Annotated in this window: 13 protein-coding genes; 4 read left to right on the plus strand and 9 right to left on the minus strand. The window is 58.8% G+C overall.

The annotated features are described in order from the left end of the window. The first annotated feature begins 236 nt into the window (after nucleotides 1-236). Both GWR55_RS02800 and GWR55_RS02805 read left to right on the plus strand, forming a co-directional pair. Complete coding sequence (locus tag GWR55_RS02800; RefSeq protein WP_202925571.1) at nucleotides 237-3,401, plus strand: hypothetical protein; 3,165 nt, start codon at nucleotides 237-239, stop codon at nucleotides 3,399-3,401. Further along, a complete protein-coding gene (locus GWR55_RS02805) occupies nucleotides 3,398-4,489 on the plus strand; it encodes a VWA domain-containing protein (protein ID WP_238398599.1) in 1,092 nt (363 codons plus the stop codon). The genes GWR55_RS02800 and GWR55_RS02805 overlap by 4 nt, the downstream gene beginning before the upstream one ends. Nucleotides 4,490-4,515: 26 nt before the next feature. Here GWR55_RS02805 and GWR55_RS02810 read toward each other — a convergent pair whose 3' ends face one another. From GWR55_RS02810 to GWR55_RS02830, 5 genes are all read right to left on the minus strand, one after another. Beyond that, complete coding sequence (locus tag GWR55_RS02810; RefSeq protein WP_162400903.1) at nucleotides 4,516-4,692, minus strand: hypothetical protein; 177 nt, start codon at nucleotides 4,690-4,692, stop codon at nucleotides 4,516-4,518. Nucleotides 4,693-4,945: 253 nt separating this feature from the next. After that, nucleotides 4,946-7,492, minus strand: a complete 2,547-nt coding sequence (locus GWR55_RS02815; protein ID WP_162400904.1) for a glycoside hydrolase N-terminal domain-containing protein — start codon at nucleotides 7,490-7,492, stop codon at nucleotides 4,946-4,948. A 126-nt stretch (nucleotides 7,493-7,618) separates the two neighbouring features. Beyond that, nucleotides 7,619-8,041: a VOC family protein gene (locus tag GWR55_RS02820; RefSeq protein ID WP_162400905.1), complete on the minus strand. Its 423-nt coding sequence runs from the start codon at nucleotides 8,039-8,041 to the stop codon at nucleotides 7,619-7,621. Nucleotides 8,042-8,090: 49 nt separating this feature from the next. Next, nucleotides 8,091-9,557 carry an ATP-binding protein gene (locus tag GWR55_RS02825; protein WP_162400906.1) on the minus strand — a complete coding sequence of 489 codons (1,467 nt, stop codon included), beginning with the start codon at nucleotides 9,555-9,557 and terminating at the stop codon, nucleotides 8,091-8,093. 21 nt (nucleotides 9,558-9,578) lie between these two features. Next, nucleotides 9,579-11,225: a response regulator gene (locus GWR55_RS02830; protein ID WP_162400907.1), complete on the minus strand. Its 1,647-nt coding sequence runs from the start codon at nucleotides 11,223-11,225 to the stop codon at nucleotides 9,579-9,581. Nucleotides 11,226-11,459: 234 nt separating this feature from the next. Between GWR55_RS02830 and GWR55_RS02835 the strand changes: the two genes are divergently transcribed. Next, nucleotides 11,460-12,116 (plus strand): response regulator transcription factor, encoded by a 657-nt coding sequence (locus tag GWR55_RS02835; protein WP_162400908.1) that lies wholly within the window; start codon nucleotides 11,460-11,462, stop codon nucleotides 12,114-12,116. Nucleotides 12,117-12,266: 150 nt separating this feature from the next. On the opposite strand, the gene pruA is transcribed toward GWR55_RS02835, so the two are convergent. From pruA to GWR55_RS02850, 3 genes are all read right to left on the minus strand, one after another. Then, entirely contained in the window at nucleotides 12,267-13,883 is a 1,617-nt protein-coding gene (pruA, locus tag GWR55_RS02840; protein ID WP_162400909.1) for an L-glutamate gamma-semialdehyde dehydrogenase, read from the minus strand. Nucleotides 13,884-13,945: 62 nt separating this feature from the next. Beyond that, nucleotides 13,946-14,437, minus strand: a complete 492-nt coding sequence (locus GWR55_RS02845; RefSeq protein ID WP_162400910.1) for a hypothetical protein — start codon at nucleotides 14,435-14,437, stop codon at nucleotides 13,946-13,948. A gap of 3 nt (nucleotides 14,438-14,440) precedes the next feature. After that, entirely contained in the window at nucleotides 14,441-14,902 is a 462-nt protein-coding gene (locus GWR55_RS02850; protein WP_162400911.1) for a hypothetical protein, read from the minus strand. A gap of 421 nt (nucleotides 14,903-15,323) precedes the next feature. On the opposite strand from GWR55_RS02850, the gene GWR55_RS02855 reads away from it, so the two are divergent. After that, a complete protein-coding gene (locus GWR55_RS02855) occupies nucleotides 15,324-18,554 on the plus strand; it encodes a TonB-dependent receptor (protein ID WP_238398600.1) in 3,231 nt (1,076 codons plus the stop codon). Nucleotides 18,555-18,678: 124 nt separating this feature from the next. On the opposite strand, the gene GWR55_RS02860 is transcribed toward GWR55_RS02855, so the two are convergent. Next, nucleotides 18,679-21,339 carry an ABC transporter permease gene (locus GWR55_RS02860; protein ID WP_162400913.1) on the minus strand — a complete coding sequence of 887 codons (2,661 nt, stop codon included), beginning with the start codon at nucleotides 21,337-21,339 and terminating at the stop codon, nucleotides 18,679-18,681. Nucleotide 21,340: the final 1 nt, after the last annotated feature.

Genomic DNA, 21,340 nt, shown 5'->3' on the forward strand with positions numbered 1-21,340 from the left:
CTTTTTACAACGTTCTGACAATTGAAAGAGTGAAAACACTGGTGCAGGTTCGGGCTAATCGTTATATTTGTCCAACGAACGTGAAGCTGAGAAGAGACATATTCACGAGTGGCAGCAGAAAGCCGGTTGTGATGATTTTCGCTTCAATCTTTACCGGCCGCCTCTAAGTCGCATAAAGGCCTGCTGCTTGGCCGTAAGCTGTCATCGTCCCGGCAGTTCGCAATGAGGTGTCTGCAATGAAGTGTCTACTTCGGCGGCACGTTTCTTCCCTTACAGGTCTTACCTTGCTGCTTGCCCTTCCGGCTGTGGGATGGGCACAGACCGTCTCTCCACGGCGACAGCCTGTACGAAATACTCCGGGAGGCAGCTCCTTGTCTCGCGCAGCGAATGGAGTCGCAATTCCCGGTCCCCTGCGCTCCTTCGAGCGTATGGCCGGCATCAGCCAGAAGATTCCCTCCGACGAGGTGCTTCCTCTGCTGGCCCGCAATGTCTTCATGCAGGGATACAGCCAGAAGAAGCCGACAGAGTTCCTTCTGTTGTTGGCCCGCTATGTACAGCAGGCGCGCGAGTTGCAGATTCTTGCCGGACCCGGCGGAGTGATCGATGTAAAAGGGTGCGGCGATGCAGGCACGCTGCTGCAGATTCTGGGCTATCGAATCGTCGGCAACTGCCGGGACAAGAACCTTACCCTGGCAACTTCGAATCCTGATCTTGCTTTCCTCACCATCGATTCCGGCTTTCCTTTGATGACGCTGGAGGAGTGCTTGCAAAAGGGGGTCGAGTTCCGTTACACCTTCCCGTCCACAAGGGTTCCCGTTCTATTGCATGAGGACGAGTGGCTTTCGCTGAACCGCAGGCAAGGCGCCGATAACCTCATCGACCTCCTGGTGCGTGACCCTGCCATTGCACGTCTGTACTGGGCGATGTCCCGCAACGATGACGAGACCAATCTTGCTCTTGCGCGGTCGCCTGGGCTGCCCCGTCTGGCGCCCTTCGCTCCTGTGCTGGACTTCTATGGAAGCGAGATCTCCATTCGATCTGGGCGCGTCCTCGTCCCCGGTGGAGCGAAGGCTGAGGCTGCATGGAAAGAGCTGGCAGTCGCCAGTCCGGAGAATGCCAGTGAATTTGTGATGCATCTGTTGGAGAAGGATAACGGATGGCTTGCAGCCTACTATGATGCGCTATCCCGTGTCAGCAAGTCGCAACAGGATCATCTTGCTCAGCCCGACCGGTTGAAGCGCGTCTACGAGGCATTTCGTTCCCCTCAGTTGACGCCCGCCGCCACGTCCAGCGTCTTTCGCAAAGCGCCTGGACTGCTGGTTCTCTTCACACGCGTGGAGTGGGACGCCGATGGCCAGCCGCATGTTCCCGGCGATCTCGATGTCTGGAAAGCGGCACTCGCGCAGAAGTCTGACTTCAAGACCACCCGTATGTGGGCGAAGCGTGCCCGGGGATGGAACAGTCCGGAACAACTTCTGGAGGCGATGGCCTCTCTGTCGCGCCTCGACACCGACACCGGGCCGCTCCAGAGTTATCTGACGTTGACCGAGATCGATGGCCGGAGACCGGAAGGCAGAAAGCTTTCTCCGGATGCGGCGAAGCTGCTGACGACGAACTTCTCAAAATTCGGCACATGGTACATGGCCTTCTCCGAGTTCCCTGAACTGAACGATGAAGCCATCGCCCGCTTCATGAGCGTTGCCCAGTCCATCAACGACATCTCCAACCAGACGCTTCGCGGCAATGCTGTGGGAGCCTTTCAGGCGAACGTAGGAATATGGCAGGTTCTTGCCCGCCAGGGCGAGATACCTTCTGCGGCGTTGAACGACTCCTGGATGAAGATGGTCGGGCCGTTCGCACAGATCGCCTCTTCTCCTCAGCTCTTCGATGCCGCCCGGGCATCCCTGACCGATGTGATGAAGTCTGCCGGATCGACCAATCTCTCGCAGGAGGCCCTTGTCGACCTGATGGCGGGGCCGCCGCAGCAGAGTGTGGAAGGGCAGCGCGTTCGGCAGGAGATCGCAGGCCGTATCCGCAATGTGCTGGAAGACCAGAGGCTGGTCTCGCTGGATACGCTCTTTGCACTCAGCGATGGACTGTCGTCGATGGAGCAGGGTTCACCGGCACAGCAGAACATGCTCGGTCTGGCCGGGGAGCTGCGCGAGTTCGAGCTGCCGCGGCCCATCTTTACCAATAGCGAGAAGATCACCTGGGCGCCGGGCGTGTATTCCACGCATCATGCCGAGCTTCAGATCAAGACCGACCTTACCCGCGTCATCAAGGGACCGGGCACGAAGTCGCAGCTGGAATCTGCGCGTGGACAGCTCTCGCCGTTTCTGCGCGATGCTCTGGTGGGACTGAACTACGCCTACTACGAGCCTCCGGGGGCGCAGGTTCTGCACAACAACTCGTTGTTCGTGCGCTCGCACGACTTCTCCGGACTGACAGTCGTCTCGACAGAGCGCTCCTGGCTGGCGCCCGAGCTGATGGGAGTAGGAACGCCTGCGGGCGGCGGAGCCTACCTGATGGGATCGCTTGCCGACCTTCCCTATGCGCTGGCGGAGACCGAGCAGGACTTTATTGCTCCGGAGAACGTTCAGGCGCTCATCTGGAAGGAGCTTGTGCCCGATCTGCTGGTAAGCGCCACGGTTCCGCGCTGGTGGAGCGTCACTCCGCATGAGCTGCATGCCGTCGCTCTCTACCAGCGCTCCGGGGAGGAGCTGCTGCTGGCCTCCGAGCGCGATGCTACGCTGCGCCAGCAGGTCATCGATGTTCTCGGCAACCGGATGGCGCCGCAGCGTCTGGAGACCCTGGAGAAATCGCTGGTCAATAACGAGGACTCCATCGCTGTTCTCGCGCAGACCATGCCTGCGGATACCTTCTATCTCGCAGCGGAGTTCCGCCGAAGGCATCCCGGGCGGGCCGGAGCATTCGGACCGCAGAATCAGCAACTGGATGCCTTGTGCGCGTCAGATCCTTCTGAGACGTCGGTCGACCGGCTTTCACGCGACTTTGGCGTTCCGCATCCTGTGCTTGCGCGCAGCTATGCTCCGGGTCTGCTCGAGGTCAAACCGTTCCCATCCTTCGGTGGTGAGTCCAGCCGCCTCTTTGGGGAGTCGTGGGAGTCGAGCAACCTGTACTGGGCGCGGCTTGCCGATGAAAAAGGATATGAGCCGGCAGCGCTCAATCGGCTGGTGCCAGAGCTGACCCGGCGGATGAGCGCCAAGATCTTCGCGACCGACCTCGAAGACTGGCCCGCGGTTGAACGCGCCATGCTCGAGGCGGGCGAGGAATTTCGCGAAGGCAAGGTTGCTCCCTTACCGTCCGCAACTACGACAACGTTCCTGCAGGCCCCAGGCACACAGCCGCAGGGCGCTGCTGCAGTGGGAGGGATACGGTGAAGCGAGCTCTTCTTTCGATCATGATCTTGTCCTCTTTGCTGGTGGTGGGAGGAGAACGCAGAACGGCAGCACAGGACGACTCCCGCATCCTGGTCAACGTCGTGCTGGTGCAGCTGAACATCGCCGTCACAGACCGCAAAGGCAACTACATCAGCGGGCTGAAGCCTGAGGACTTCCAGATCACGGAAGACAAGATCCCGCAGAAGGTCGCGACCTTTGAAGAGGGAAATGAGCCGACACGGCGCTTTGTCGCGGGCGGACCCGATGGAAAACTGGTTGAGCAGATGATTGAGCAGCCGGTTACTGAGGACGGGCCGCCTTCTGGTATGCCAGTCTCTGCACCTCCTGTAACCGATGCGGGCCCTCTACCCACCGGTGCAAATGTCTTTATCCTCTTCGATACCAGCAACTATATGTACCGGGGCTTTGTCTACGCGCAGGACGCGATTGCCGATTTTGTGCGCTCTCTCGAAGGCGTCTCGCGGGTGGCCTTTTACTCCTACAGTCGCGATCTCTCTCGCGGCGTCCCTCTTACGGCGGAGAGATCGTCCATCCTGCGCGGTGTTCGCAGCACGGTCGCCGGTGACGATGCTGCTCTGTACAACTGCCTGCTGCTGACCGTAAAAGATGCAGCGCAGCTTACAGGGCGCAAGGCGATCGTGGTCTTCTCCAATGGGCCTGACAATGCGAGCCTGGTGCCTCCGGAGGATGTGGCGGAACTGGCGCAGTCGACCGGAACCATTATCTACATGATCAGCACGCGCGATGCACAGGCAGAGCCGATCTCGACGGCTGTCTTCGAGAGAATGAGCAAGGCGACCGGCGGCAAGGCTTACTTTGCCAAGAGCTGGAAGGACGAGAAGGATGCCTTCGCCTCTATCCGCGAGGACCTGGCGCATCTTTACTCTCTCAGTTATTACCCGCAGCCCAACCCTAACCGGGGCTGGCGCAGCATCTCGGTCAAGCTGGTGGGTGAAAACGCACAGAAGTATCGTATCCGCACCCGAGATGGATATCGCGTCCTCAAGCAGGCACAGATTGCGTCCGCGGCAATGCCGGCTGCCTCCTCTGGTACCTCTGCGAAATGAAAGCAGTCCTGATGCAGCACTACCCACTATTCGCGGTCCATCAGACAGCAGCGCAACAGTCCGCAGATCACTGACATCAGTCCTCCGACCAGCATCAACAGGGGACCGGTAGATGCCTTGCCGATGACATAGGGAAGCAGAAACACACCGACACCCGCATACATCAGGATCGTCATCACCATCCGTAAGGTGCTTCGGTTCACGTGGTTTCCCTCGCGCCCTGGCCTCCTGAACGACGCCCCTGATATTAGAGTGACGCGATTCAGTCGGCCAACGCCTGCCGGAATATATAACCAGCGGCTCCCCTTGAGTGCAAGTTCTATCTCTGTGCGGAGACACACTTCTGCACTATGCTGTTATCCAATCCAGCATCTCGAAATGCCGGGTTTCTCGACTCCGCTCTCACGCATTCGATCGTACGAAAGTCATCTGATACGGGGCATTTACCTGATGCGCTTAGGAGAAGTGGACAGTGAAGGTCTCGCCCGCCTTGACCGGCAGAACCAGCTCGTCGGGTCCTGTCCCCGGAATTGTCTCGGTCTGTGTCGGAGAGATGGAGGCGATCTGCTGTCCCTTCGGAGCCAGAATGTGGTGTGTCAGGTCCAGGTGAGCCTTCAGGGTGGCCACTGTCGCCTTTCCATTGCGCCATTCGAGATCGATCTCCAGACCGCTCCGCGCTCGCAAACCCCGGAACGATCCATTCGGCCACGCCTTTGGAAGTGCCGGGAGCAGGCGAATCACGTTGGCAGCGGATTCAACCCCTCGCAGCTGCCCTGCTTCGCTGCTGCCGCCGCTCGCGTGCGACTGCAGCAGCATCTCCACCATGCCGGTGGGCCCGCCGAGATTGCCATCCATCTGAAACGGCGAGTTCGACTTCTTGCCGCAGACATCGAAGAGATTGCCGCGCGTTGAATCTGCCAGCAGCCGCTGCAGACTCTCATACGCGGCATCGCCGTCGTGCAGTCGCGCCATACAGCACAGAACCCATGCGCGCGACCAGCCTGTGCTTCCTCCGCCATTGGCCAGTCTGCGGTCCAACGTCACCCGGGCTGCCTTTGCCAGGTCGGGGGTGCGCTGCGGCGTGATCTGGTCATCCGGAAATAGCGCAAACAGGTGAGAGATGTGCCGGTGTCCCGGCTCCTCGTCGGCGTAGTCCTCCTGCCATTCCTGCAGGTTGCCCGCTTTGCCGATCTTGAAGGGAGGCAATTTGATCAATGCCAGCCGCGCACGGTTGTGCAGCGGAGCATCCTCCGTCGGGTCCCAGTTGGGAGAGGTCGCCAGCACGGAAGCTGCCTGCAGCAGCCGTGTCAGCACCGCGCGCACAATCTCGATGTCCATCGTCGGCGCCATGCAGACGTTGTGTGCCGTGCCGTCCGGCAGCTTGTATTTGTTCTCCGGAGAGCACGACGGACCTGTGACCAGCCGCTCCGTCTTCGGGTCCGTCACCATGTAATCCAGCAGAAACTGCGCGTTCTCCTTCAAGCGCGGATATCCGCGGTCCCGCAGAAAGCCGACGTCGCCGGTGTAGTCGAAGTGGTCCCACAGGTGCAGTGCCATCCATGCCGCTCCCATCGGCCACACACCGCCGCCCAGACCATCGATTGGAGACGAGTCTCCCCAGATGTCGGTGTTGTGATGCACCACGTACCCTCCGGACGCGTAGTACTTCTGGGCCGTCACATATCCGGGAGTACGGGTGCGGTCGATCAGGTCGAATAACGGAGCATGCAACTCTGATAGGCCAGCCCGTTCCGCCAGCCAGTAGATCATCTCGATGTTGATGTTGACGGTGTACTTCGATCCCCACGGTGGATCGACCGATTCATTCCAGATGCCTTGCAGATTGGCTGCCAGCGTTCCCGGCCGCGAGCTTGAGATCAGCAGATACCGCCCGTACTGAAAATAGATTCCCAGCAGGGCGAGGTCTTCGCCGCCTGCCTTGATCTTCGCCAGCCGCTTGTCGGTGGCGATGCTGGCATTCGCATCCGTAGCTTCGCCGATTGTGATCGCGGACCGCCGGAAGTATCTCTGATGATCGACGATATGACGGGAGCGCAACTCGGCATAGGAACGCGACGAGGCCGCAAGCAGATTCTTTACGACGGCCTGACGCATCATTGATTGGCCGGCAGGGTAGCGGTAGCTCGTAGCGCAATCGACAAAGAGCGTGACGGCAGTGGCTTTATCGATCGTAAGGATACTGTCTTTCGTCGAGGTAACGCCATCCGTCGAGACGGCCAGCAGTTCAGCGTAGTAGTGAATGCCGACCTGCCGCTCCTTGATTGGAAGTCCGGGATTGTCATTGACCGGCAACGCTTCGCCAAAGATCTTCAGCCGGTTCTGCGCCAGGGCATCCGTCTCGAAGTTCGCTGGCCGGTCCAGACGGGCAGTGAAGCTGATCTTTCCGATTCCGTTCGAGGTCAGGCGAATCACGATTACCTGATCGGGAGCCGAGCTGAAGACCTCGCGGCGATACTGCACACCATCCTTCGTGAAGGTCGTGGTTGCAATGGCGGTATCGAGGTTCAGCTCCAGCCTGTAGTTGCTGACCCCCTCCATCGGTCCGAAGTCCAGGTGCAGATCGCCCAGGGTCTGATAACAGGGAAACCGGCGCGGGATCGAAAGGAAACCGTCCGGAACTAACGCTTCAGCTTCAGCCACCTGTCCGGCAAACAGGAGTTCGCGCATCTTCTGCACGGTCTCGCCTGCTTTGGGGTTGTTACGGTCGCGCAGTTCTCCGTCCCAGATGGACTCCTCATTCAGCTGAATCCTCTCCTGGCTGGGCTGGCCGAAGACACAGGCCCCCAGCCTTCCGTTCCCCACGGGCAGGGAATCGGGCCAGGTTGCCGCCGGCTGGTCGAAGAAGAGCTTGTACGGTGTGGACTCGTCGTCGGCGGCCGGGGACTCCTGCCATGGCGCTGCAAGGGCATGTCGTTGCGAGATCGCTGCGGCCGCAGCAGCGGATGTGGCAAGAAAGCGGCGGCGCGTCGGGCGATTAAACATCAGGTAAACTCCATGGCCGGTGCAGGGCTGTTTCCGCCCGGCGTCTCTCGTAAAAAAAATCAGATGGTACAGTCCGGCAAGTTCTTCGAACACAACATTTGCGACTCGACCATTCTAGAGCAATGGTTACCTTGCAAAGAGCTGGTTCATATCGGCAAACGCCTTAAACTCAAGAGCATTGCCCGCCGGGTCGAGAAAGAACATGGTCGCCTGTTCACCCACCTCTCCCTTGAAGCGGATATAAGGCTCAATGACGAAACCAACACCGGCAGCGCGCAGACGATCCGCCAGGGCCTGCCAGTCCTCCATGGGAAGTACCACCCCAAAGTGAGGCACAGGAACGTCGTGACCATCTACAGGATTATGATGCTGCCGGTTCTGTTTGAGAGAGGGTTTGAGATGAGCGACGATCTGGTGGCCAAAAAGATTGAAGTCAATCCACTGTGCAGAGCTTCGCCCCTCCGGACAGCCCAGCAGGACTCCATAAAAAGCCCGCGCCGCCTCTAGATCATCAACAGGGAAAGCAATGTGGAAGGGAGTGAGTGGCACCCGGAAGTCTCCTTCCGTCCATCATACGTCTTCAGTTCCTGGAGCTATCTCAGGGCTGCTCGGTATGAGCCGGTAGCCGGACGATGAACTCGGTATTTCCCGGAACCGAGGAGAACCGTATCACGCCACCGTACTGGTCGACGATGCGATGCACAATGCCGAGTCCCAGGCCCGTTCCCACCCCGACCGGCTTGGTTGTATAGAAGGTATCGAAGATATGCGCCTGACTCTCGAGCGGAATTCCGCCGCCGTCATCGGCGATGCGAATGCAGATGTCTGTTGTATGCTCGTCCGATTTAGACGTCTCAGCCCAGGTCTTGACGGTAATCCTGCCCCGCGAGCCGACAGCGTCGATGGAGTTATCCAGCAGGTTGGTCCATATCTGGTTCAGGCCGGTGCACTCGCTCTGCAGAGGAGGCAGGTCGGGAGCGAAGTCCTTCTCGACCGTGATCTCCTTCTCGCGCATCTTGTGGCTCAGGATGACCAGCGTAGCGTGAATGCTGCTGTTCACATCCACGGCCTGCTTCAGGCCCTTCCCTTCGTAGGCATACGATTTGACTGCCATCACCAGGTCAGAAACCCTGCCGATGCTCTCCTCGATCGTTCCTACCAGTTGCATGCTGGAGGCCATCGCCTCCAGCCAGTTCAAAGCGTCTGACAGAGTTGAGCCGGGAAACTCTGATCGCGCACACTCCAGGTCCTGTGCCTTGATTCCAATCGAGACCAGCGTGGGGGCCATCTTCCAGGCGTTCTCAATGTTGGCCCTCTCCATCCACTCTGCCAGGGCCTCTTCGGCGTCGCTCTGCTCAAGCGAGTTCATCACGATCGGTTGCTTCGCCTGCAGGGTATGCTCCTGCAGATCGAACAGGCATTGCTTCTGCTCGTGGCTCAGGTCGGTTTTGCTGAACTTTGCGGAAAGCTCATGCATTCGCATCAGGTTCGATCGCAGCTGCGATGCCGCCCGTCTGGCTGCCGTGCCTGGATTGTTCAGCTCGTGCATCAGGCCTGCTGCCAGCGTCCCCAGCGAGGCCATCTTCTCCTGCTGAATCGTTGCGCTCTGCATCTTCTGAAAGCGTTTAGCCATGTTCCCCAGGATCGCCTTGCGGACGTCCGGGCAGGTGGTCATCAGACTCCAGAAGCCCTCTTCATTGATCTGCACCAGGTGGCAGGGAACCTCTGCCTTGAGATTGACCGCATTAGGAATGTTGGCCAGCAAAGGAAGCTCGCCGAAGGCATTTCCGCTGGGAATGGAGGTGATCTCCATCTCGCGTCCATCCGCCGTGGTCTGTGACAGCACGACGCTGCCCTCCAGCAGGACCCAGAAGTCGTGAGCGGCTTCGCCCTGCCGCACCAGCACCTCCCCCGTTTGCAGTCGTATCTCTTCCAGCCCCTTCAGGCAGCGCAGTTCTTCATCCTTAAGCGAAGAGAAGATCGGCGTCGCCCTCAACTGAGCAAACAGAGCATTGCTGAGGGGTGCGTTGGAGGGCTGTTGGACGACGCTGGTTTGTTGGCTCATGATGGCTTCGGGTCAGACCTTTCAAAGTGTGGCAAGGTATTGGTGGACGAACTGGATCGCGATGGAGCCTTCTCCTACCGCGGAGGCGCATCGTTTAATGGAGTTGTAGCGAACGTCGCCGGCGACAAAGATTCCAGGGATGCTGGTTTCCAGCAGATAAGGGTCGCGATCGAGCTTCCAGCTTCCAGGAGATTTTGACTTCAGATCCGGTCCCGCAAGAACAAATCCTTTTGGATCGCAGGCTATCCCATGGGGCAGCCAGTCGGTCTTCGGGGCCGCGCCGATGAAGATGAACAGAGAGCTGGCCTTGCGGCTCTCCTCTCCCCGTGGTGTCTTCAAGGTCAACTGTTCCAGGTGGTCATTTCCCGACACTGAGGCCACTTCGGTCCGGGTCTCCACCACGATATTGGGAGTCGCCTCAATCTGGTCGATCAGGTACCGCGACATGCTCTTCGTCAGAGACTCACCCCGAATCAGCATGTGGACCTTATCGGCGTAGCGGGAGAAGTGCATCGCCGCCTGCCCGGCGGAGTTCGCCCCTCCAACCACGTAGACGGTCTCGTTGGCGCAGCCCATGGCCTCGCTCAACGCTGCGCCGTAGTACACGCCTGCGCCCGCGTACTGATCGACGCCGGGAATATCCAGTATGCAGTAGTCAACCCCGGTCGCAATCAGGCAGACGTGGCAGGTGACCTCCTGGCCGTCGTTCATGACAACGATCTGATAGTTGTTCTCCGAGCGGATGCAGGTCACCCTCTGCAGCAGAAATTCGGCGCCGAGACGCGTCGCCTGCAGGAACGCCCGCTTCGCGAGTTCTTCTCCGCTCAGGCCGGAAGGGAAGCCGAGATAGTTTTCGATCTTTGAGCTGGAGCCCGCCTGTCCACCGGGAGCGTTGGGCTCGACGATAAGGGTGCGAAGCCCCTCCGAGGCTCCGTACACGCCGGCAGCCAGTCCGGCCGGGCCTGCTCCGACCACCACGATGTCGTAGAACTTCTGTTGCGCCTGGGTGGGGATGCCGACCTTGGAGGCCAGATCGGTCGAGGAGGGCTGAACCAGCGCCGTGCCGTCTCCGAAGAGAACCACGGGGAGCTTGCTGTCATCCAGTCCCTTCTCTTTAAGAAGGGTCTGGGCATCCAGGGTCTGTTCCGGATTCAGCCACTGGTATGGGATACGGTTACGGGAGAGGAAGTCCCGCACGGCATGATCTTTGGCCGACCAGCGCATGCCAACCACCCGGATTCCTTCAAAAGGAGGCTTGTAACCCTGTTTCCATGCTTCCAGCAGGTCGTCCAGTACGGGATAAAGCTTTTCCTCAGGAGGGTCCCAGGGCTTGTTCAGGTAATAGTGAATCTTCGCGGAGTTGATGGCCCGGATGGCTGCTTCTGTATCGGCGTATGCGGTCAGAAGCACGCGCTTGGCGTCAGGATAGATGTACAGGGCCTGCTGGAGAAAATCCACGCCGGTCATTCCAGGCATCCGCTGGTCCGACAGGAACAGGGCAACGGTGTCGTTGCGCTCCTTCAACTGACGGCAGATATCGAGTGCTGCCCCACCCGAGGCTGCACGGACGATGCGATAGTCCTGCCCATAGTGGCGGCGCAGGTCCTGCACCACCGCCTCAAGCACGCTGGTATCGTCGTCGATGGCTAGCAAAATTGGCTTCGGCATACCCTTGTTATACTTCGCGAGTTCGTGCCTTTGCACACCCCACGTGCAATTTGATGGATTTCCAAGGGGATGCGATTCAGAAAACCACGAAAGCTCAGGAATTTGAGAGGATAGCAGTATGGGCTTTTACGAATGCAGAGAGGTTTGTCCGAATTGAAGACACAGCATCCAGCCAGACGGGAACATGCCGATGAGAAGAGCACGGGGCACCAGATCCCGGTGCAGGAGAGCTCGATGAATCGGATCATTCTCGCAGATAACCAGGTCATCTTTCGTGCCGGCGCAGCGCGAACGCTGGCATTAGAAGAAGATATGCGCATCGTCGCCCAGTGTGAAGACCTTCCGAAGCTGTGGAGTGCGCTTGAGAGCTTGCGAGGAGCGGTTGCCCTGGTGGCCTCCAGTCTTCGCCCGGACCCCCAGCTTCTCCTGGAAAAGGCTCGTACTGCAGGAAGCCGGATCATTTTGATCGTCGAAAATCACGAACAGGTAGCCGACGACGTCGCCCCTGCCGTCGATGGCATCGTCTGCCGGAATATCGGCGCCGGCGATCTGATCGAAGGGGTGCGACGGGTCGCCCGCGGACAACGTTTTATACAGCGTGCCAATGTGACTGCCATCCACTCCACCGACAGCGTAGGAACGCGCGTTCGCGACCGCTTGACACCAAAGGAGATGCAGATTGTCGCGCTGATCGTACAGGGCTGCAAAAACAAGGAGATCGCCCTTCAACTCGGAACCAAGGAGCAAGTCATCAAGAACTATCTCCGGGGAATCTACGACAAGACCGGAGTCTCCGATCGCCTGGAGCTGGCCCTCTTCACCATCCACCATCGCGTGCTCGCCGAGGCAGCCGCAAAGGCCGGAAACCTGATCGAGATGCGAAGCGCCTAAACCCTCCAGACTTAAAGATCCGACTGAGCGGGCATCTCACCTACCGGGGGGGGCATCCTTGACGGGCTGAAAGGCCCCCTACCTGCCAAGTGTCATCCTGAGCGAGCGTAGCGAGTCGAAGGATCTGCGGTTTTGCTGCCTCAGCTACCATTACTCCGCCGTTTCGCTGGCGTAGCCGATCTTCTCGCCGATGCTCTTGGCCTGGGTGAAGAGCAGGAGATAGTCCGGACCACCCGCCTTTGAGTCTGTTCCGCTCATATTAAAGCCCCCAAACGGATGTGCCCCGACCATTGCCCCCGTCGACTTCCGGTTAAAGTACAGGTTGCCGACGTGGAACTCCTCCCGGGCGCGATCCAGCTTCTCTCGTGATGAGGAGAAGACGGAGCCTGTCAGACCGTATTCCGTGTTGTTGGCGATTGCCAGCGATTGCTCGAAGCTTTCGGATTTGATCACTGCCAGTACGGGACCGAAGATCTCCTCCTGGGCGATGCGGGCCGTCGGGCTGACATCGACGAAGACGGTCGGCTGTATATAGTAACCACCGTCCGGCGTTTTGATGGTTTCGCCTCCGGAGAGCAGGCGAGCCTCCGTCTTGCCGATCTCGATGTAGTCGAGGACCTTCTTAAATGCCTTCTCGCTGATGACCGGACCGGTGTAGATATTCTTCGTCGGGTCGCCAGTCTCGATCTGCCTGATCCGCTCCCGCAGGCGATCGCAGAAGATGTCGTAGATGCCGGCGTTGATGATAGCGCGGGAACAGGCTGAGCATTTTTGTCCGTTGAAGCCAAAGGCGCTGGCGACGACTCCTTCGATCGCCGCGTCCAGGTTGGCATCGGCCTCGACGATGATGGCGTCTTTTCCTCCCATCTCCAGGATGGTGCGCTTGATGAACTTCTGGCCCGGGCGCGTGCGGGCCGCGCTCTCGTGAATTTCAAGACCGACTGCCTTGGAACCGGTAAAGGCGATAAAGCGCGTCTGCGGATGGGCGACGATGGCGGACCCGAAGTCCGGGCCTTCGCCCGGACAGAGATTGACGACGCCGTCGGGCAGGCCGGCCTCTTCAAGAATGCTGAGGAAGCGCGCTGCGATGGTCGGTGCGTCGACCGAGGGCTTGAGGATGACGGTGTTGCCGCAGACGATGGCGGCGGCGGTCATTCCTGCCATGATGGCGAAGGGGAAGTTCCAGGGTGGAATGACGGCTCCGACGCCGAGTGGAATGTAGCGGAGCTGGTTGCGTTCCCCGGGAAACTGAATTGGCGGCACCGTAGCGTCGAGACGGAGGGCTTCGCGGCCGTAGAACTCCAGGAAGTCGATGGTTTCGCCCACGTCGGCGTCTGCTTCTGTCCAGTTTTTACCGACTTCGAAGATGAGCCAGGCGCAGAACTCGAACTTGCGCTGCCGGATGAGATCCGCGGCACGGAAGAGCAGGGCCGCGCGCTCAGCAGCGGACGTACGACTCCAGGCGGGGAAGGCAGCGAGTGCGGCGGCTACCGCCTCTTCAGCCAGGCCGGCCTCGGCGCATTGATGGATTCCGACAACCTGCGCAGGCCGCGCGGGATTGGTCGAGATGATCTTGTCGCCGGTCTTGAGGCGTCTTCCGCCGATGACCATGTCGTACTCGCGCCCGAGCATTGATTCCACATTGGCCAGTGCGGCTTCCATGGCCCGTTTGTTTTCAGCTGCGGTGAAGTCGATGAACGGCTCATTAACGAAGGGCATCAGGGCTGTGCGCTCAGGGGCAGCGGAGGTGAGGTCAGCGGTTGCCATGCGCACATTTTACCGCCGTACAGAGAGGCCGGGCGGCTATGGGAGATGAATCACTCCGCGAGTCAGAGGACATTATCCTTGGCCCATCCAAAGAGAGCGGCGGCCGCGGAGAAGCTCATCAGAATCCACGTGGGAGTAGTTACGCATTTAAGTCCGGAGCATGCCTGGGCGGATGAGGCTCCGTGCTGGGCGGCATTGATGGAGGTTGCGGCGGCGATGCCGATGGAGAGCAGAATGGCGACCAGAGAGATACGCGCCTTTTTGGTTCCCATGGCCCGGTAGAGACGATACCGGTTCTCAGAGATGCGCCGGAACCTTCCGATCGTGGATTGCGGCGGACCGTGGAGAATGACGTTGTCGCGGTTGGCAAGGTCACTAATGTTCATGGTTTCGACGACGGTCAGGTACAGGGTCTTGCCGCCGACCTGGACCGCGATCTTTGAACCCGCCTCTGCTTCAATGGTGTTTTTTCCGGTCAGGACTGCGTTGCCTTCGGCCACGGTGGGACGAAATGAGATGCTGCATGGCCGTCCGGGGAAGAGCGTGATGGGCATCGGCTATGCTCCGCTGATTTCGAGTATGGCGTTCTTGAGCCGAATGCGGAACTCGGCCACTCCGGATGCTTCTTCAAAGGCGGCTGCGGCAATCTCGCGCGCACGGCGGTCCATCTGGAAAGGTTCGAAGGTATTGCTGAAGTATTCGTCGAGGCGGCTGCGGATCGCATCGAGGATTTCGATGCGGAGCTCGCTGTAGGCGCGGAGAAATTCATCTTTGCTGGGACCAGGCGTGACGGGTTGCTGTGGGCCGTTGCCTCCTCCGCCGCGGCGCTTGATGCCGGGACCGACGCAGAGGGCGCACTGATACTCGTCGGGAGTTTCGCTACGAAAGCCATGGCCTGTGCAAACGGCGATGCCACAGACTTTACACAAACCCCAGCATGCGTTCAGCGGTGAGACGCGGCCGAGGAGGAACTCCATTGTGGGCCCGGGACCATCGCAGATGTAGCACGAGAGATTCATGGCGCGGATCATACGCCGGGTGTTGTACGGGGGCAAGAGATTTGCGTAGTTCCCACATCTCAGGTGCGAGACGTGGAGCACCCGCATGGATGGAGTTTCTGGAGTTCCTTGCAGGAGACGGAACCTCCTCAGGGAGACAGGCTTAGCTGGAAAGTCTCGGCTGCCGGGCTCAAGCATGGATTGAAACAAGCTGGATTGATAGGCCATTTGGCCTACATATTTTCGTGCCAGATGACCGATGCGTCCTATTTATCCCCGTGAAACATTCGCTTAACCAATCAGACATTCGGGCGTAGATTAGCCAAAAGCTATTTACAGGACAGAATCTGTTTTCTGCAGTTGCAGCACCTATGTTTTTCAGGAGGCTACTGTGAAGAAGGTACTATTCTTTGGTCTGTCAATCTTACTTTTCCCCCTATCGATGCAAGCGCAGCTTTCCAATAACACAGCGCTTGTGGGGACCGTCACCGACCCTTCAGGAAGTGTAGTAGTGGGAGCGAAGGTCGTCGGCATCAATCGCGACACCAAGGTGCAATACACCGGGACTACCAATGGTGAGGGGTATTACTCCATTCCCTTTATCAATCCGGGAACCTACAACATCACTGTTTCGATGAACGGATTCACAACAGTGACGGCCTCCGGCGTCATCGTTGCGATCAACCTTTCTGTACGAACCGACGTAACACTGCAGGTGGGGTCTGAGTCGACCGAAGTCAGCATCTCCGCGACGACGCCGCCGCTCTCTACGGACGATGCCCTGCTGGGAGAGACCGTCGAGGCCCAGAAGGTTCATGATCTTCCCTTGAATGGCAGGCATGCGATCGATCTGGCAGCTACGGCTTCCAACATCGTTATCAGCGGCGATGCACTCACGGGAAATCCTCCGGGCAACAGAGCGAGTGGTTCCGGAACCCGCAATATCAACAACAGTATTTCGCTGGACGGCATCTCGATCATGAACAACCTGATCACGACTGCCACCTTGTCGCCGAACCCGGATGCAATTGACTCCGTACAGACGCAGAACGGTAACTACACTGCCCAGTACGGCGATTACCTCGGCGTTCACATCAACCTGGTGACGAAGACAGGCGGCAATGCTTTTCACGGCACAGCATACGACTACATCCAGAACGATGCTTTCAATGCGAAGAGCTGGCTTGCCAAGCGCACGGATAGAAAGAGTCCTCTGCGGTACAACCTCTTCGGAGGCGTTCTCAGTGGACCGGTGATTATCCCTCACCTTTACAACGGTCGCGACAGGACGTTCTTTATGGGATCGTATGAGGGGCTTCGCAATAGCGGCGCTACCTTCACCACGGCCACGGTGCTCACCAACAAGATGCGCCAGGGTGACTTTAGCGAATTGACCAATAAGACGTTCTACAATCCTCAAACGCGCTTCACTGCGTGCTCTGCGCCGAACTATGCATGTCCAGCGGCTCAGTATGCAGGGAATATCATCCCGGTCAGTCCTATTGCGGCGAAGATCCTTCCTTATCTCACGGCACCGAATGGTCCGGGAACGGCCAACAACTGGACGGGGAACCTGCCGACTTCGCTGAATGAGAACTCAACCATTGATCGTGTTGACCATAACATCGGCGACAAGGTCCGACTGTTTGGGCGCTTTGCCTGGCAGTCTGTCAACAATTACAGCCAGGCGGTCAACCTGACGAATACCGCCTATACGACTACGAAGACACGCAATGGAGCTATCGGATACACGCACATCATCACGCCGAAACTGGTTAACGATCTCCGGTTGGGATTCAATGTGCTGGGTACGCAGATCCTGAATCAACAGGCCCAGAACAATGATACGACCGCTGGCTCGCAGCTTGGCATCCCTGGATTTACGGCGGACGTCGATAGTGGAAACGCCGGACTGGTCGATATGAGCATCGGCGGAGCGAGCACATACCAGGGTATTGCGCAAACCGGAACGAACTGGTATCAGGACGACCGCCAACTTACGATCTATGACCAGATCAGCTACACCATGGGCAAGCACAGTCTGATGGCCGGTGTCAGTTTCCGAAAGATGACGATTGGACGCTCGGCGGCCAACACGGCGCGCGGGCAGTTCACCTTTGATGGAACTCTCAATGGAGCTAGCCGCGGAGCGGGCGATGCCGCCGCAGCGTTCATCGCGGGATCGCCGACCAGCTATATCTCGCCCTTTTTCCAGGTCAAGGGATCGATCGGCCAATGGCGCGACGGCTTCTTCGTTCAGGACACGTGGCAGGTCACGCAGAAGTTCACACTGCAGTATGGTCTTCGTTATGAACTGCCCCAGGTGGCATACAGCCTGAATGGCGTAGGCCGGATTATGGATCCCGGCCTGACGACCCTATATCCCGCAATCGGAGGAACCAATGCTCTCGATGCCACTAAGTACAAGGGCTTTGAGTTCAGCGGACCGAATCACGACAACATCAGCCCACGCGTAGGATTCTCGTATCGCGCGACAGACAAGACTGTTATTCGTGGTGGCGGCGGCATCTATTACAACGCTAACCAGCTCAATTCCTATACGCTATCCTCCACCAACTATCCTTATTCAGCCGTTGTTACTCCGTCTGCGGGGTTTGGCGCGACTCCCGGTTTCACTCTGGAGAATCCCAACGTTCCAGCACCGGCAGCCTGGCCCGGTCCTCCGACAGCACCTTACGCCAACTTTACGGTTGACCACGGACTGCCGACCGCTCGTATGTATCAGTGGAATGTCGATGTGGGACAGGAGATCTGGCCCAATGCAGGTTTCGAACTGCAATACCTGGGATCGAAGACAGTTCACCTGGATGAGAGCTACTATCCAAATCAGCCTCAGCCTTCAGCCATTCCGTTTTCGCAGTCGCGGCGACCGAATCCAAAAATCGGACAGATCCGGGACATCTTCAACGATGGCTTTGCAACCTACAACGGCCTGACGGCGGTTTTGCGTCAACGTCTCAGCCACGGGATCAGCGCGAACCTCAGCTATACATGGGCACATGCGCTGGATACGTCAGACAGTTCCAATGATGGCGGTTCTGCTATGTGGCAGGGACATGTGAAGCTCGACTACGGTGACTCCAACGGCGACATCCGGAACCGGTTTGTTGGCACGGTCACGTATGCCTTGCCGGACTTTGCCGGGAAGAGCTTCTATGTTCGCGAGTTCCTGGGCGGATGGCAGGCAAATGCCATCGTCGATCTCCGCGGGGGAATTCCGATGAACATTACCATCAACTCCGATCAGGCAAACGTTGGCGGCGTCGGTGGCTCACAGCGTCCTAACTTCGTTCACGACGGAAAGATGACCTGCAGCCGAGATACAGTTACCGGTCCCGGAGGGTCGACCAAGAACAGCTGTCTGGATGCAACTGCATACTCAGTTCCCACGCCGGGAACTTTCGGAAACCTCAAACGGAATGCATTGCACGGCCCGGGAAGGGAGAACGTCAACTTCTCCCTGTTCAAAAACTTCCCCATCCATGAGAGTCTGGCCTTCCAACTTCGTGGAGAGACCTTCAACCTCTTCAACCATCCCAATCCAGCGAATCCTAACACCAGATTAGGTGGACCTTCCTTTGGTTTCATCTCGGATGTGCAGACAGGCACGAGCGCCCGAATCCTTCAGATTGCAGGAAAGATCGTCTTCTAGGATTTCCTCCTAGCTGTGGATTTGAAACTCACGCCGGACGGGAAACTGTCCGGCGTATTTGTTGTATGGAGCCCAGCTATAGATTCTGATTTGGAGCAAGATCGCGCACCTGGGTTCTTGAGCACTATTCGAAGCGCAGAGCAGTCATGGGGTCTACTTTGGTGGCGCGTACGGCTGGAATCCACGTGGCCGCGAGAGCTACGGCGCCGAGCAGCAGGGGAGTCAGGATAAATGCGAGAGGATCCCATACCTTGACTCCGAAGAGGAAGCTGGCGAGGAAGCGGCTTAGCCAAAAGGCTGCGCTTATCCCGATCAGTACGCCAAAGATGGTGAGAATCATTCCCTGGCGAAGGACCATGTTGCGAAGGTGCGCGGTCTGCGCTCCCATTGCCATGCGGATTCCGAGCTCCTGTGTGCGCTGCTCCACGGAGAAGGCCATCAGGCCGTAGATGCCGACTGCGGCGAGCAATAATCCGGAAGCTCCGAAGACCGTCAGGAGCAGCATGTTGAACCGCTGCCGCGAGATCATGAGGCTATTAATTTCGTCCATGGTCCGGATATGGGCGACGGGAAGGCCACCGGTAGCCTCTCGCAGTGCCGAAGTCACGGGTGCAACCAAAGCATGCGGGGCGCCTTTGGTGCGCACGACCCACCAGAGCGGAGCGACGCGTGAATTGAGCGCAGTCTCGGCGTCGGGCATCTGCGCCAGAGGGATGTACATGGTTGGGTAGGGATCGCGGTTGAGACCGCTGTCGCGCGTGTTGCCGACGATGCCGACGATCTGGCGAGAGGACTCGGCGAAGGGCCCCTTGTCGCCGGGCGCTTTCTGTAACCGGTCCCGAAGGGGATCTCCCTTTGGCCAGTACTGCTTCGCCATCGCTTCGTTGATGATGATGACGCCGGGCGCGGAGGCAGTGTCGTCCTCGGTGAAGGTACGGCCGCGCAGGAGTGGGATCTTGAAGGCTTCGAAATAGTCCGGCGAGATGGAGTAGTATCCAGCTCCTCCGGTGAAGGGGGATTTGCCTTTGGGGCGTCCCACGATATCGAATGGCATTCCGAAGGCTCCCTGGAGCGGCAGGCCGTTTCCTACTGCGGCTTCGGTTACGCCGGGGATCGTCTTGAGGCGATCCCTCCCGCTACGGATCATCTGTGTCACCGGGGCGCTCGCCTGGAAGCGGTCGCCGCTGATCGACATCGCCATGGTCAGCGTATTGTGAGTGTCAAATCCCGGGTTCACTGCCTGCAGGTTGAGATAGGTGCGAATCAGCAGGGTGGAGCCGATGACGAGAATGAGCGCCAGGGCGATCTCGGTCACGACAAGAATCGACCGGAAGTTCGCACTGCGAAAACCGATGCCGGTGCGGCTTCCGCTTTCGTTCAGGTGCGTGACGAGGTCTGTTCGCGAGGCGCTGATTGCGGGAACAAGGCCGAACAGGATTCCCGTAAGCACCGACACACCGAGAGTGAAGAACAGGACACGCGCATCCATGGCAACCGCAGCACCGTTTTCGCCAACTCTCGGAAGCCCGCCAATGTTCACGCTGAGCAGCAGGCGGATGCCGATATAGCCGAGAGCCAGGCCGAGCAGGCCGCCGGAGAGCGAGAGCAGAAGACTTTCCGTCAGGAGCTGGCGGACGACATGCCAGCGGTCCGCGCCCAGGGCTACGCGCGTGGCAAATTCGCGCTTGCGGCCCGAGGCTTTGGCCAGCAGGAGATTTGCTACGTTTGCACAGGCGATCAACAAGACCAGTCCGACGGCGCTGAGCAGCACGAGCAGAGGCGTACGGGTATCGCCGATGATCGCTTCCTTCAGCGGAACGACTCCGTAGTGGTTGTTTGGGCCGATGGAGTTGGGAATCTCCCGCCGGAACTGGTCGGATGCGAGCTTGAGCTGAGCGTTTGCCTGTTCGATGGTGACGCCGGGCTGCAGGCGCGCCGTTACCCGAAAGTAGTGCGCCATCTCCTTACTGTTCAGGTCGAATTGATACGGGATCCATAGATCTGCGGGAGTGTCGGTAACGAAGTTCCGCCCGATGACTCCAACGATGAGATACGGCGTGTTATCGATCTGAATGGTCCTGCCTACGATGTTGGCGTCACCGCCAAAGCGCTGTTTCCACAGGCCATAGCTGAGCACGACCACGTTTCCGCCGTGGGGGCTGTCTTCTTCCGTGGTGAAGGTGCGTCCCAGAGCCACGGGCGCGCCGAAGAGCGCAAAGTAGTCGTGGGTGACGTGGACTCCCTGCACCTGCATGGGGTGGTCCCCACCTGTGAGATTCAGGCCGGCGCCGCCCATGTCGTAGCCGGCCACCTCTCGAAGTACGGACGTCTGCTGGCGCCAGAGATTGAACTCAGGAATGCTGGCGACATCGCCCCTGTGCTGTGGAGTAAATAGAGCCAGCCGCATGAGCGACTGCGGATCGGCATAGGGAAGCGGCTGCAGCAGGACGGTATTCACAATCGAGAAGACCGCCGTGGTTACGCCGATTCCGAGTGCTATGACAAGAAGAGCGATGACGGTCAGGCCCGGTGTCTTCCGGAGCGAGCGCCATGCATAGCGCAGATCGCGCCAGATGTTTTCCAGCATTGGCAGAGAGCGATAGGCCCAGACACGTTGCCGGATAGAGAGCGGATTGCCGAGTTTCAGTCGAGCCTGCCGCTGCGCCTCAGCGTCTGAAAGCCCGCGAGCGCGGTTGGTATCCGCTTCGTGGGCCAGGTGGGATTCGATTTCTTCGGTTAGATCACGATCCTTGTTCTCGCGGTCGAGGTAGCGCTGGAAACCCATG

Source organism: Edaphobacter sp. 12200R-103, assembly GCF_010093025.1.
Taxonomy (GTDB): Bacteria; Acidobacteriota; Terriglobia; order Terriglobales; family Acidobacteriaceae; genus Edaphobacter.

Bases quoted from the DNA above. Each gene is read 5' to 3' on its own strand.
- GWR55_RS02830 (WP_162400907.1), bottom strand. From the start codon at position 11,225: ATGCCGAAGCCAATTTTGCTAGCCATCGACGACGATACCAGCGTGCTT.
- GWR55_RS02800 (WP_202925571.1), top strand. From the start codon at position 237: ATGAAGTGTCTACTTCGGCGGCACGTTTCTTCCCTTACAGGTCTTACC.
- GWR55_RS02835 (WP_162400908.1), top strand. From the start codon at position 11,460: ATGAATCGGATCATTCTCGCAGATAACCAGGTCATCTTTCGTGCCGGC.
- GWR55_RS02825 (WP_162400906.1), bottom strand. From the start codon at position 9,557: ATGAGCCAACAAACCAGCGTCGTCCAACAGCCCTCCAACGCACCCCTC.
- GWR55_RS02850 (WP_162400911.1), bottom strand. From the start codon at position 14,902: ATGAATCTCTCGTGCTACATCTGCGATGGTCCCGGGCCCACAATGGAG.
- GWR55_RS02855 (WP_238398600.1), top strand. From the start codon at position 15,324: ATGCAAGCGCAGCTTTCCAATAACACAGCGCTTGTGGGGACCGTCACC.
- pruA (WP_162400909.1), bottom strand. From the start codon at position 13,883: ATGGCAACCGCTGACCTCACCTCCGCTGCCCCTGAGCGCACAGCCCTG.
- GWR55_RS02845 (WP_162400910.1), bottom strand. From the start codon at position 14,437: ATGCCCATCACGCTCTTCCCCGGACGGCCATGCAGCATCTCATTTCGT.
- GWR55_RS02860 (WP_162400913.1), bottom strand. From the start codon at position 21,339: ATGGGTTTCCAGCGCTACCTCGACCGCGAGAACAAGGATCGTGATCTA.
- GWR55_RS02815 (WP_162400904.1), bottom strand. From the start codon at position 7,492: ATGTTTAATCGCCCGACGCGCCGCCGCTTTCTTGCCACATCCGCTGCT.